General features: G+C 45.1%; 11 protein-coding genes. 3 read left to right on the forward strand and 8 right to left on the reverse strand.

The genetic code is table 11. From position 1 onward, the window contains the following. Nucleotides 1-36: 36 nt before the first annotated feature. Entirely contained in the window at nucleotides 37-1,413 is a 1,377-nt protein-coding gene (pdxR, locus tag K5Q99_RS08390; RefSeq protein ID WP_220776592.1) for a MocR-like pyridoxine biosynthesis transcription factor PdxR, read from the reverse strand. Nucleotides 1,414-1,574: 161 nt separating this feature from the next. Between pdxR and K5Q99_RS08395 the strand changes: the two genes are divergently transcribed. From K5Q99_RS08395 to K5Q99_RS08405, 3 genes are all read left to right on the forward strand, one after another. Next, nucleotides 1,575-2,183, forward strand: a complete 609-nt coding sequence (locus tag K5Q99_RS08395) for an FMN-dependent NADH-azoreductase (protein ID WP_220776593.1) — start codon at nucleotides 1,575-1,577, stop codon at nucleotides 2,181-2,183. Between the two features lie 102 nt (nucleotides 2,184-2,285). Next, nucleotides 2,286-3,353 (forward strand): TlpA family protein disulfide reductase, encoded by a 1,068-nt coding sequence (locus tag K5Q99_RS08400; protein ID WP_220776594.1) that lies wholly within the window; start codon nucleotides 2,286-2,288, stop codon nucleotides 3,351-3,353. Between the two features lie 29 nt (nucleotides 3,354-3,382). Then, a complete protein-coding gene (locus K5Q99_RS08405; protein ID WP_220776595.1) occupies nucleotides 3,383-5,443 on the forward strand; it encodes a protein-disulfide reductase DsbD family protein in 2,061 nt (686 codons plus the stop codon). Nucleotides 5,444-5,705: 262 nt separating this feature from the next. On the opposite strand, the gene K5Q99_RS08410 is transcribed toward K5Q99_RS08405, so the two are convergent. The 7 genes from K5Q99_RS08410 to K5Q99_RS08440 all read right to left on the reverse strand — a co-directional run bounded on the left by K5Q99_RS08410 (nucleotide 5,706) and on the right by K5Q99_RS08440 (nucleotide 11,402). Beyond that, nucleotides 5,706-6,158, reverse strand: a complete 453-nt coding sequence (locus K5Q99_RS08410; RefSeq protein WP_220776596.1) for a GNAT family N-acetyltransferase — start codon at nucleotides 6,156-6,158, stop codon at nucleotides 5,706-5,708. 191 nt (nucleotides 6,159-6,349) lie between these two features. Then, entirely contained in the window at nucleotides 6,350-6,955 is a 606-nt protein-coding gene (locus K5Q99_RS08415) for a hypothetical protein (RefSeq protein ID WP_220776597.1), read from the reverse strand. Between the two features lie 93 nt (nucleotides 6,956-7,048). Then, nucleotides 7,049-8,086 carry an acyltransferase family protein gene (locus tag K5Q99_RS08420; RefSeq protein WP_220591351.1) on the reverse strand — a complete coding sequence of 346 codons (1,038 nt, stop codon included), beginning with the start codon at nucleotides 8,084-8,086 and terminating at the stop codon, nucleotides 7,049-7,051. 2 nt (nucleotides 8,087-8,088) lie between these two features. Beyond that, nucleotides 8,089-9,486: a hypothetical protein gene (locus K5Q99_RS08425; RefSeq protein WP_220776598.1), complete on the reverse strand. Its 1,398-nt coding sequence runs from the start codon at nucleotides 9,484-9,486 to the stop codon at nucleotides 8,089-8,091. Nucleotides 9,487-9,679: 193 nt separating this feature from the next. Beyond that, on the reverse strand, nucleotides 9,680-10,030 hold the full coding sequence (locus K5Q99_RS08430; RefSeq protein WP_006083509.1) for a YkvA family protein: 351 nt from the start codon (nucleotides 10,028-10,030) through the stop codon (nucleotides 9,680-9,682). 49 nt (nucleotides 10,031-10,079) lie between these two features. Then, nucleotides 10,080-10,838 (reverse strand): helix-turn-helix transcriptional regulator, encoded by a 759-nt coding sequence (locus tag K5Q99_RS08435; protein WP_220776599.1) that lies wholly within the window; start codon nucleotides 10,836-10,838, stop codon nucleotides 10,080-10,082. Nucleotides 10,839-10,862: 24 nt separating this feature from the next. Next, entirely contained in the window at nucleotides 10,863-11,402 is a 540-nt protein-coding gene (locus K5Q99_RS08440) for a YbhB/YbcL family Raf kinase inhibitor-like protein (RefSeq protein WP_220776600.1), read from the reverse strand. Nucleotides 11,403-12,059 lie beyond the last annotated feature (657 nt).

Here is a 12,059-nt window from a genome sequence, read left to right on the forward strand (position 1 = left end):
AAAATCAAGCCATTTCTATAACTCTCTCACGTACAATTAGCATTGCCCTAAAATATCTTTGAAGCGAGAAACTAAGGTTCGACATTCTTCTTCAGTACTAATATTGGTGAAACTTAAAATTAAGCTTGGGTGAACGGGTCTTGATGACCATTGCGATAACCCTTGAGCAAATAACCCTGCCTTCATCATCTTGTTGGCCAGCTCTGCATCATCAATATTGGGGTCGATCAACTTTACCATCATATACATTCCACCCGGTTGTGGTTCAATCGATACCTTATCGCCTAACACTTGTTTAAAGATTCTGGCGGTTAATTCTCTGCGCTCTCTATATAGATTTTTCATCCGTTGAATATGCCGGGAAAGATGGCCTTCCTGCATAAAAGCCAACACGCAAGCTTGGATAAGCCCTGAAACATTGCCGGCATACAGTTCAGAGCATTGCTCGAACGCTGACACTTTGCTTTTGGGCACCACTATATAAGCCATTCGCAAACTGGGGAAAAGCACCTTACTGAAGGTGCCTGAATAAATAACCCTATCAAAGTTGTCCAAACTTTTTAACGCCGGTAGCGGCTGACCTGTATGGCGATACTCACCGTCATAATCATCTTCAATAATCCAACTTTGGTTAGTCTCTGCCCAACTGAGTAATTCCTGTCGACGCTGGAGCGATAAGGACACGCAAGTTGGACTCTGGTGAGCTGGGGTCACAATCACCGCGTCCGCTTGGGTGTTGGGCGGTAAATTTATGCCTTCTTTATCGACAACGATTGGCACAATATTAAGGTTCTGATTCGCTAAGATTTTCCGAGTCAGTGGGTAACCGGGATCTTCTACGGCGACATTGGCTTGTGGCGTTAGCAGCACATGGGCTATCCAGTTAATGGAATGGACATATCCAGAGGTGATAAACACTTGGGTGGGCTCACATTTTACCCCTCGGGAAAGCTGTAAATACTGCGCTATGGCTATCCTGAGTTGCGGGCTACCATAAACAGAAGGATAAATCAGATCATCCATCTGGATGTTACGGGCGCATCTTGCCGCCATTCTTGACCAAGCTTGCCTTGGAAAGGCATCTAACGCTGGAATACCTAGCTGAAAGGGAAGTACAACAGAAGTTTCTATTTCAGTGTGGAAACCGGGCTGGCGAGTGTTTAGCTGAATGGTTTGGACCTTAGCTAGCTCGAAAAAATGTCGACTGACCACAGTACCAGCTTGGCCTTTAGACTCAATGTAGCCTTCTGCTTTTAAGATGGCATAACCTTCCTCTACCGTTCCGCGTGCGACACCCATTTCCTTGGCAAGGGTACGAGCAGAGGGGAGCCGCTCACCGGACTTGAGTATCCCTTGCAAAATCGCAGTATGAATGCGTTGATAGACTTGCTTATAGGCCAAGACTTTAGTCATTCCTCTGCTCCTAGAACTCAGTAGTAAGCGACACACACCTGCGAACATGGTCCACTAAAAAAATAACTTTATGGCTCTTATTATGAGCCATGGGTATTTGTATCATATCGGCGTATTGGGGAAAACTGAAACATGATAATGCTTATCTGTAGAGAGAAAATATGAAGATTTTAGTGATTAACTGCAGTCCGCAACAGCTAGCGTCCTCGACCTATAGTGTGGCGCAAGCCATGATTGACCAACTCACTGATTTACATGAACTCAATATCGATATGCTCGATGCCACAGGACTGCCACACATCGACAGTGATTATGCTAACTCACTCTGCGCGGCTGACAATGCTCATGATCTTAACAAGGGCAGCTTAGTCATTTCGGATCGATTAATCCGCTCACTTGAGAGGGCTGACCTGGTGATCATAGCTTCTCCTATGCATAACTACTCCGTACCTTCCTGTCTTAAAAGTTGGCTAGACCACGTGGTTCGAGCCGGCAAGACCTTCAATATTACCGCCACCGGAAAGCAAGCATTATTGGCCGATAAGCCGGTTTATGTTTTAGTCTCGTCGGGCGGGGTGCTTTCTGGTGAAGCCGCCTACCAACCCGATTTCTTTACCCCCTATATCAAAGCGATCTTGGCCACCATTGGTCTCAATAGTGTCTTATTTTTCACGATTGAAGGCACAGCAAATCACACTGACTTAGTACAACAAAAAATCGCAGATGTTCAACGTCGAGTATGTGAGCATTTAGCGACCGCCTTAACTTAATCAACTGTCTCTACGGCCATTTAATTCATGACCTTTTGGCCCTGGGACACTCAGGCTAATAGGTATCTTACGCTTTCAGTAAAAAATGATAGGAAAATTATTATGACAACCGGCTTTAATACCTTGTTAAAAACACCATTGATCGCATTGTTATGTTTATTTACCTTGGCTCAAGTGGCCCATGGCGCAGACGACGATTATTCGGCCGAGGGTGAACGAAGAGCTAAAGCAGCTGGGGAGTCCTTGGTTGGCACACCAGCCCCTCAGATGAAGATGACAACCATTGATGGTAAGGCGATTGATCTTGCTGATTTGTATGGTAAGAAGCCGGTTTATATTAAGTTCTGGGCAACCTGGTGTGTCCCGTGCCGTGAACAAATGCCGAGCTTTGAAGATATCTATAAAAAGTACGGTGACAAGGTTCAAGTCATTGCGGTGAACACAGGTATCAGCGATAACATAAAATCTGTCACTGCATTTAGTAAAAAAATGGGCTTGACCATGCCCATTACTATTGATGATGGCAAGCTAGCACGTGCGTTCCACTTACGTGTTACCCCTCAACATTTATTGATTGATAAAAATGGTAAATTTGCTTATTTCGGTCATAAGGATGATAAAGAGTTCCATCAGGCTTTGGATAGAGTAGTCGCTGAAAAAGCGACAGGTAAACCTTTACATAATCCGACCTTTGTAGCGAAAGATTCAGGTTATAACTTGGGCGATACAGTGCCTGATCTCGCTTTTTCTACCATTGACGAAAAGCCGCTTAATATTCAATTTAATACCGCCAGCAGTAAAAAAGTGGTCGCGGTGTTCTTTGGCCCTTGGTGTGAGTGGTATTTGGAAACAACAGAGCCTAAGACGTCACAGGCCTGTACTCGGGTGCGTGAGCTGTTGGAGAAAAAATCGCAAGCATCCACAGTGCAATGGGTAACGGTTTCGACCAACTTATGGTCATCAGTTGCTGAGCTTAAGGATTATCGTAAGAGTTATGACACGACTATGCCAATCGTGTTTGATCGCGATGGTGAGTTGTTCAAGCAATTTGGTGTTAACCAAGTACCAAGCATTAGTTTAATCGACGCTGACGGTAAGGTTATCCTAAAATCCTCGATTCAAGATGATGATTTTGATGCCGTTTTACACACGATTTCAGCATTAAAATAACCCCTTCATCTTGATAATAAAGGCGTGACATGAAACGTTTAGCTCAGTTTATAACAGGATTTATTATCCTAATATGTTCGTTGCAAGTTATGGCCAATGAGCTAAGTCAGTCTCAGCGCCTAATTTCTATTTCCATGATGATGGAGTCTGACAAGCCTGCAGCTGGAACCCACGAGCTCGCTATCACCATGACACCTCAAAAAGGCTGGCATGGTTATTGGCAAAATCCCGGTGATGCAGGATTTCCAACGCGGTTTGATTGGCAGTTGCCCGAAGGCGTGACAATAGGAGAGGTGCAATATCCGGCACCGAGTCAGCTGGTGACCAGTGATATCATGAATTACATTTATCACGGCGAATATACCTTGCTTGCGCCTATCACTATTGATAGCAGCATTGCAGTTGGTACTTCGTTGCCTATCAAGCTCGATATCAGCTATCTAGTATGTAATCCAACAACCTGCTTGCCAGAACAACAGACAATCGAGCAAGACTTCATAGTCGGGGATGGCAAGGTTGAGCAGAATCATCAGCGGCAATTTAGCCAATGGCGTCAGCTGCTACCTAGACCATTGGATGCTAAGGGGCAGTTTGCAGTCGAGAACAATACTCTGACGCTGTCTTTACCGCTACCCGGTTCAGTCGACAGCCGTAATGCCCATATCTATCCCATAATCAATAATACCCTAGTAAACAATGCACAGCAGATCCTGAACCATGAAGGCGATGTGCTGAGTATGCAAACGCAAGTGGGTGATGAATTAGCTGATTTATTTCAAGGAGTTTTAGTATTAGAAAATGGTACCGCATTACGCTTTGATGCCCATAAAACTGACCATATCGCGTTTATTGTACCGCCGATAAATGAAGATAATACCAGCAATCAAAACATCTGGTTGATTGGCATCACGGCTTTTGTGGGCGCAATTCTAGGCGGCTTACTACTTAACATCATGCCCTGTGTATTTCCGATCCTGAGCTTAAAGATTTTGAGTCTGTCACATCAAGGCTCGGAAAAAGCGACGAGGATAGGCTCAGTTGCTTATACCTTAGGTGCGGTGTTGGTCTGCATTTGCTTAGGTGGCGCTATCTTAGGCCTTAGGGCCTTGGGGCATCAAGTCGGCTGGGCATTCCAGTTGCAAAGTCCAGCTGTAATTGCCGCATTGATCCTGTTAATGAGCGCGATTGGGTTTAATTTGGCGGGCTTGTTCGAAATAGGGACATTAACCTCAGGTTCTAAATTGCAAGATCAAAAAGGCCCCATGGGAGATTTCTGGACTGGGGTATTGGCGGCATTCATTGCAACGCCTTGTACCGGGCCCTTTATGGCGACAGCTTTAGGTGCCGCCTTAGTATTACCAACGACGGTGGCATTGGTAATTTTTGCTGGCTTAGGTTTTGGCATGGCATTACCGTTTCTATTGGTGGGTTTTATTCCGGCATTACGTACTCGCTTACCTAAGCCAGGGGCTTGGATGGTCACCGCAAGGCGGATCCTTTCTTTGCCTATGTTTATTACAGTATTAGGCCTAGTGTGGATTTTGATGCGCCAATCAAATGATAATTATGTCTTGTCTGTACTTGCAGCAACCATGCTATCCACCTTTGGTCTATGGCTTACTGGTTTGTGGCAACACTCGCAGCATAAAGGCCAGTGGTGGCCTGGCCTCTTATTGACGTTACTGCCTTTGTTGGCACTCCTTTATTGGGTTCCACAGGCTGAATCCCATGCACAGGGTGAACAAAAAGAGGTGGCGGAAGCGCTTGCCTTTAGCCAAGAAAAACTCAATATCTTAGGTGCGCAGCAAGATGTGTTTGTGTATTTTACGGCCGACTGGTGTTTAACTTGCAAGGTAAATGAGAAAACATCGATTGAGCGCCAAGAAGTCAAAGCAGCGTTTAAACAACATAATGTCGCGACTATGATTGGCGACTGGACGAACGGAGATAGTCAGATCACTGCGTTTTTATCACAACATGGGCGTTCTGGAGTACCTTTGTATTTGTGGTATAAAAAAGGCGTAAACAAACCGATTGTTCTACCTCAAATATTGTCTCAAACAATATTAATTGAACAGGCCAAAGGATAAAAGTTTAAATACGACACTGTAATGTCACATTTTAAGCATTAATTTCACCATCTGCACTTAGTGTTGGCTTTGCTGAATAAATCCTAGCATTAATCAACTTTGACGTAATAAGCAGTCCTGATGACTCATTAGGACTGCTATCACCTAGATGCCATTAAGATATAGAGCGTTGATTACTTGGAATTTACTCTATTCTATCCCTGAATATTAAGGAAGCTACCTCACAAAGATGCACCACCAAACATCCGATCAATCACGAGTGTCATGGCAGCGCACGTTCCTCACCCCGAAGTTTCTGAGTGAAGTGCATACCACGAGCCAGCAACCCCTGACGAAAATAGAAGCGTTGCGCTAAGGGCTTATGCAGGCCGGTATCCAAGACAAAGTGATCACATTGACGCTTCACAGCCTCATCACGCACTGCAGCCAACAGTCTTCCTCCCAAGCCGCTGCGTTGAAGGTCTGGGCTCACGACTAGGTCATCGACGTAGATGAAACGTCCGTAGATCAGGTTTTCCAGCTCGCGGTAACCCGCCAAGCCGACGATGTGAGCACCGTCCCACGCTGCGAGCAAACGGTAATCTTGCTCGGCCTGACGCGCCAATTGCGCGACATAGACAGCTGAAGAGGTGATATGCGGCCGCAAGATACGCATTAGGTCAAAACTGGCCCCAAAGGCCTCTTTGCTATCAAGGTGTTGAAGTGTGTAAGTCATGCCCGTTTTCGGCTAAAAAGTGATGGTCAACTTTAAAGCCGCAATGACTTAAGCTACAGGGCCAAAAAGTGCATAAATGACTAGGCCATGAATGCTCCATTCAAATAATACCGCTGAAGTGATCAATAAAAATGGTGCCAACTTTATAGAGCTATGTGGATAACACTGTCAACGGTATGGGTTCAGCTAAACTACTCATGCCCCCAAGGTTTTGGCGGTAATGCGACGGGTTGAGTGAGATCAAAATCGACTTTGAAATCGCGGTTTTCGCGCGTGAGTTGATAGCTAAACGTCGTTGGGGTGATTTCCATGTGCCACACATTCGTGATCGACTGGATTAGCCCATTCTTAACGAAGTTATCGATAGATTCCCGATCAATGGGGAACGATTGTTTCAACACTGTCCCGTCATTCATGGTATCGCCGCCATACATAGTCACAGCATCTTCGCTGCCATCTTGATGGCGATGGTCGTGTTTCAACTTAAGCCCTTGCTGCGTTTTAGTTAGCACCCAAGTACGTGAATGGTCATCACCCACATGGAACGGGATCTTAAGCTCAGTGTCGCTGCATTCGCGCACGTGCATAACTAAAGACTTACCGCTAAAGGCCGAGTCCGCAGTGTCACCCGAAACTACTTTGCCCGCAAAGGCTTGGCCACAATGGGCGGCGATTTGCGCGAAGAAAGTATGCTGCGTTTCAGTGTATAAGGGCTCAGCTTGAGCCGCTATGGATGGTAAGGCAATCGAAGACAAACTGGTGAGCACAAGGCTCTGTAGGGCAATTTTAGATTTCATCTTGTTCTCCATTTTTAGATGAAAAACACCCTAACACTAGGAAATAAATTCAAACTGAATTTCACCTAGTGTTAGTGATGATAAGCCAAGTGATTACCAGCCGATGTAAGTACGTGAACGGTTACCGAGACGCTTCTTGATAAAGCGAGCCGTGATAATACTTCCCACCATCAGGAAGATAAAAATCCCCGCAGAGAAGAGCACGCTAGTGACCCAAGATCCCGGCGGTAAACGGTAACGCATTAAGGTCGCAGTGGCGTTAAACATCATGTCGAACAGCGGATGAATAAAGAAAATTGCAAAACTCATCTCAGCCACTTCCACTAACCAAGGCAATCGACTGCGCCCCGACAACCATTCGCAAAAGTTCAGCACTAACACACATAAACAGAGTTTTTGAATAAACTGCCAATCGATACCGTTATATTCAAACGGTGCCTTATGGTAATTACCAATATGCTGCACTATGTAAGTTTGCTCAACTAAGCTCACCACTAAAAAAATCATCGCGAGGGCAGTAAAGATAGATCCAAAGCGCGTCACAATATGTTCATCTTGTGAATATAAAATACCAATCAAATAGAAAGGCATAAAATACACCACTGAGTGGATGAAATTAACGTTGCCTATGGGTCTATGCAGCAGAATAGCCACCACACAACTCAGTACAAATAGCGTCCAGCGCATCTGCTGTGAGCAACGGATAAACCATAAAAATATCGGCGAGAATAAAAATACCGCCATGATGAATGGAATATACCAATGCGGATACAGGATATAACCGTTACGTACCGTATAAAAAATACTCAGCAAGAGCTTATCGAGCGACTGGTGCTCCATAAAAATCCAGCGCAAACACAAACAGAATAAACCGATCAAAGAGACGACTAAAAAAGGATAAAGTACGTTCTGTACTTTGTTCTTCATAAACTTACTGTAGTCGAAATCCTTATAAAAAATACGATGGAAAAAGTACCCTGAGATAAACACAAACAAAGCCGTGCCACCGCGCAATAGGTTTTCCAGCAACAGCGGGAAACCTTCTCCAGAGTTGTAAATACTGTGGCCAAGTACGATAAAGATAATCGCAATACCACGCATATAGGTAAATTCGAGCTGATTTTTTCTCATTATTAATTCATCGCACAGTAGAGGGTTCTTCCATCAACAACACTCGCAGAAACCCTAATAGTTCCATGGACTTCTGCTTCATTGAATACCAGATACTGACCCTCACGCTGAAAGGGGAATGCCAAAGGTAACAGAGTTGCCGCCTCAATGCCCTCACAATAATTTTGTACTGGAACATCGAGTAATGGACTGCCACTTACTGACAAGTTACTAAATTGCGCGCTCATCCCTAGGTAGGCTTGTGTCATTTCATCTTGGTACGGCACAACATAAAAACCAGAACGCACATCACCCACATCAATAAAACTACTGCTATCGCTCACGCTCGGCATAACCAATAACGGCACCCTAACGTCCTGTACATTCAATAATAGCTGAGACAATTTCGCTTGAGTGGCTGGATAATACGCCAGCATTTCCTGTAACAATTTCTTCTGTTTACTGCCTTTTCTTGCTACGGGCTGCAGCGGTTTAACGCGATTTAACAGTAAATCTAGCGGTAACATGCCCGACATAACAGACTCTTTCCACACGTAAGCGTCTTGAGTGCTATCCAGCAATATGCCAGCCAGAGCACCGATATTTTCCGCCTCCGCTGTCCAACCACCCAACATCTTTCTCTGCTGGTAATAGTCGTGCACATATTGGGTCAATATTTGCTGATAACCGAGTAAGGTTTGATTTTGGCTCAAGATACGTGCGCCAGCTGCCAATTCAACATACTTAGCGCTGCCCTCGACGAGATCGTTGATGTAACCGACTCTATCCTCGTTCGGCGCAATTTGACGCCATTGCTGCAACCAATAGGCCGCATGGCTCAAGTGTAATAACTGCTGTTCGGGCTGTGCCAGCGCCGCCATTAAGGCATCAAATAACTGTAAACGGTAATAGCGGGCATCGAGGCTGAGCGGGAACACTTCGCCCTCGTAACGCCTCCCCTCCTCTAACACGCGCCATTCGGATTGTGCATAAAAGTGGAAAGCTTCATGCAGACCATTACTGGCCCAGATTAAAAAGGCTAAATCCGTGGGCTTAGTGTCAGCGCTAAATTGGATGTTTGGCGCCTCGAGTTGGATTAACACCCCAGGTTGGCCTTGATATTGCGGGAAGCCGAAATTAATCGACAAGCCAGACTGTAGGTTAACCGACTCTAAGACGCTGTTATCTTGGATGATTTCACCGCCTGGCTGACGTAGCCAAACGTTGCCGCCATAACTAAAGAGGTGCACTTTATCTTCGAGGCGAAAACCCGGCCACAGAGCTTCGCTCTGGCGACTATTCTGCGCCATAAAATCGAGGTAAAGACGGGCGAGTTGTTCCGGAGAGGCTTCATCGGCAAACGCGGAGGTAGCGGCAGAGACACCTAAAAGCCATAGGATCACTACCATAATATTTTTCATTTATCTGCCTAAACAAACACAAGGGGTTTACAAAACAGCGCTAGCATATAGCGCAATCAAGCAATAGTGAAACGTTTGCAAAAAAATATTTTTCCCTTAAAAAAGCTAAGGTAAAACCAAATCAACGACTCCTAATAAAATCATATTTTTAGCGCAATTTAGCATCACTTAGGTCTTGGCGAGCACATTAGGCTTAAACCTTAGGTTCCGTCGGTTTATCGCCAAACCAGAGTGCCAGTTTATCCGCCGCGAGGGATTTGACTTCGTCATCAATATATAAGGTCACCATAGTCAAAGCGGCGGCAAGCGCCCCTAAATCGTCGGTAAAACCCACTAAAGGTGTGAGATCGGGAATCGCATCTAAGGGAGAAATAAAATACGCCAAGGCGCCGAAGATGACAGACTTGGCCCATTTAGGCGTATTTGGCTGCTGCGCCGCATAATAAAGCCACAGGGCACGCTCAATCACTTCCCTGCCCGCCTGACGGCTAAAGAGTTTAACCTTGTTCCAAAATCCGCTGTCAGTAAATTGTTCATCCGCCATTATATCGCTCCTGCAGCTTGAGATTGTTTGAGTATCAATCTATTCCTCCTCACAGTGTACGACGATAAGCCGCTGGGGTCAGGCCAAATTGTTGCTTAAAACGTAAGGAAAACTTTTCCGCCGATTGATAACCACAAGCTAAAGCCACTTGTAGTAATGGCTCGCCCGAGTTTTGCAACATGGCCAAACCATGGCTCAGCCGGACTTCAACTAATAATTGCCTGAAACTGGTGTCTTCTAATGCCAATTTACGCCTAAGGCTGGCCGTGCTCATGTGTAACTTGTCGGCAATCTCCTCCTGCTGCCATGGCGCAGCCGGACTCACACTCATTAAAGCCAAGGCCGCTTGAGTCACGCTGCGTTGCGTGTGGCCATATAACCAGTTCACACTGCGTTTATCCGGCAAACTAAGCAGTAACGCAGCCAGATAATGCAGCTGAACAGAATCAGCCAGCGACAAGCTCAAACTCTGTAATAACGCATTCCAAGCTAAGTCCACCGCGCGCGATACGTTTTGGACCGGCATAGGATCGCGCCAATCGGCCGTGCTCAATAAAATGCCTTGGGGTAAATCGTGGGGAAGCAACAATTGCACCGCCCTATAGCGCCCAAGAAAAGGTCGATTCACAAAGCTAATATGCGAACCCGCAGGAATTAACAGTAACTGACCTTGTCCTACCAAAACGGATTCATCTTGCCAGAGTAAAGACTTTTCCCCATGGATAACCCGAATAATCGATGGCTGGTGCACAGGTACTTGAGATAAAGATTGTGCCTGCTTCGAATCATATTCAAACAAACGGATCATGATACCAGCCTAATTATCAATAGATTATCTGTTATATACCGCAGTCAACTTGGCACTACCTAAGGCTTGTGCTCTAAGCATAAAGCCTAATAATGCAGGGCTAGCGTCCTTTGGCAACTCTAATGCGCTGGGCAATGCCCACACAATGAATTCATACCTGTGTACGCCATGACCTTCGGGCGGACAAGCGCCACCAAAGTCGGTGGTGCCAAAGTCGTTCTTCAAGGCAATAGCGCCTTTGGGCAGTGTATCGGCATGCGAACCCGCGCCCTGCGTCAATGATGTTTGCGCTGCGGGTAAGTTATATACCGCCCAGTGCCACCAACCGCTGCCCGTTGGCGCATCAGGATCATAGGCCGTCACCGCAAACGCTTTCGTCCCCACAGGTATGTCAGTCCAAGTCAGTTGCGGCGAAATGTTTTCACCTTGGCAACCAAATCCATTAAATACTAATTGTGATGTAAGTTTATTGCCCTCGCTCATATCTTTGCTCGTTAACGACATAGCATGCGCCTGTCCAAATAAGCCCAACATTAAACTTGCCCCTAGCCACCATTTATTCATGTCTATCTCCCATTAATGTTTCGACCAGACTAATTTACGTCAACCTAAAAGATAACATCTGCCCTAAAACGGCAACTTTCTGCCCGAAATGCTCAAATGTGAGAAAAAAACTGTCATTTTTGCAATTTTTTAGCATGAAGGTGATTTTGTAAAGAGAATTTATGCATAACCATGCAAGGGCGGTATGCGGTATAAATCGAGATGCTTATTACCACAGCATGTTAATTAAGATTAGAAAAAAACAATAAGAAAATTTATGCAAAAAATATTATTTAAATAACACTGACAATATTTACTTTCATAATTTAGATAAAGATACTTAAGTATGATTGACTCAATTTAATATTGATAAAACAAGTTAAATTTAAGTACCAATTATTAAAAAGTAAGACATAGGTCATGATTTTATTTATAACTCGCATATAAACTTCACTCCGTAATAAAACCTAACTGTTTTCTCTAAGTCATAATGGAGTCGTATATGAAGAGGAAATCTAAAATAATGGCGCATATCCGGCGCACGCGGCATACTGAAGGATCCCCTCATAAATCAGCCATAGCATAGCCATATTTGAGCAACTGATTGGCGAATAATACCCAGGCCGCCAGCAATTCTTTCTCCGTGATTTGATAATCAGGCCGCCTGAGTACCTCCAA

It is taken from the genome of Shewanella hafniensis, assembly GCF_019655335.1.
Classification (GTDB): Bacteria; Pseudomonadota; Gammaproteobacteria; order Enterobacterales; family Shewanellaceae; genus Shewanella; species Shewanella hafniensis.

Excerpts from the sequence above, each read along its gene's own strand:
- K5Q99_RS08410 (WP_220776596.1), bottom strand. The coding sequence starts at position 6,158 with ATGACTTACACACTTCAACACCTTGATAGCAAAGAGGCCTTTGGGGCC.
- K5Q99_RS08395 (WP_220776593.1), top strand. The coding sequence starts at position 1,575 with ATGAAGATTTTAGTGATTAACTGCAGTCCGCAACAGCTAGCGTCCTCG.
- K5Q99_RS08405 (WP_220776595.1), top strand. The coding sequence starts at position 3,383 with ATGAAACGTTTAGCTCAGTTTATAACAGGATTTATTATCCTAATATGT.
- K5Q99_RS08425 (WP_220776598.1), bottom strand. The coding sequence starts at position 9,486 with ATGAAAAATATTATGGTAGTGATCCTATGGCTTTTAGGTGTCTCTGCC.
- K5Q99_RS08420 (WP_220591351.1), bottom strand. The coding sequence starts at position 8,086 with ATGAGAAAAAATCAGCTCGAATTTACCTATATGCGTGGTATTGCGATT.
- K5Q99_RS08440 (WP_220776600.1), bottom strand. The coding sequence starts at position 11,402 with ATGAATAAATGGTGGCTAGGGGCAAGTTTAATGTTGGGCTTATTTGGA.
- K5Q99_RS08430 (WP_006083509.1), bottom strand. The coding sequence starts at position 10,030 with ATGGCGGATGAACAATTTACTGACAGCGGATTTTGGAACAAGGTTAAA.
- K5Q99_RS08435 (WP_220776599.1), bottom strand. The coding sequence starts at position 10,838 with ATGATCCGTTTGTTTGAATATGATTCGAAGCAGGCACAATCTTTATCT.
- pdxR (WP_220776592.1), bottom strand. The coding sequence starts at position 1,413 with ATGACTAAAGTCTTGGCCTATAAGCAAGTCTATCAACGCATTCATACT.
- K5Q99_RS08400 (WP_220776594.1), top strand. The coding sequence starts at position 2,286 with ATGACAACCGGCTTTAATACCTTGTTAAAAACACCATTGATCGCATTG.
- K5Q99_RS08415 (WP_220776597.1), bottom strand. The coding sequence starts at position 6,955 with ATGAAATCTAAAATTGCCCTACAGAGCCTTGTGCTCACCAGTTTGTCT.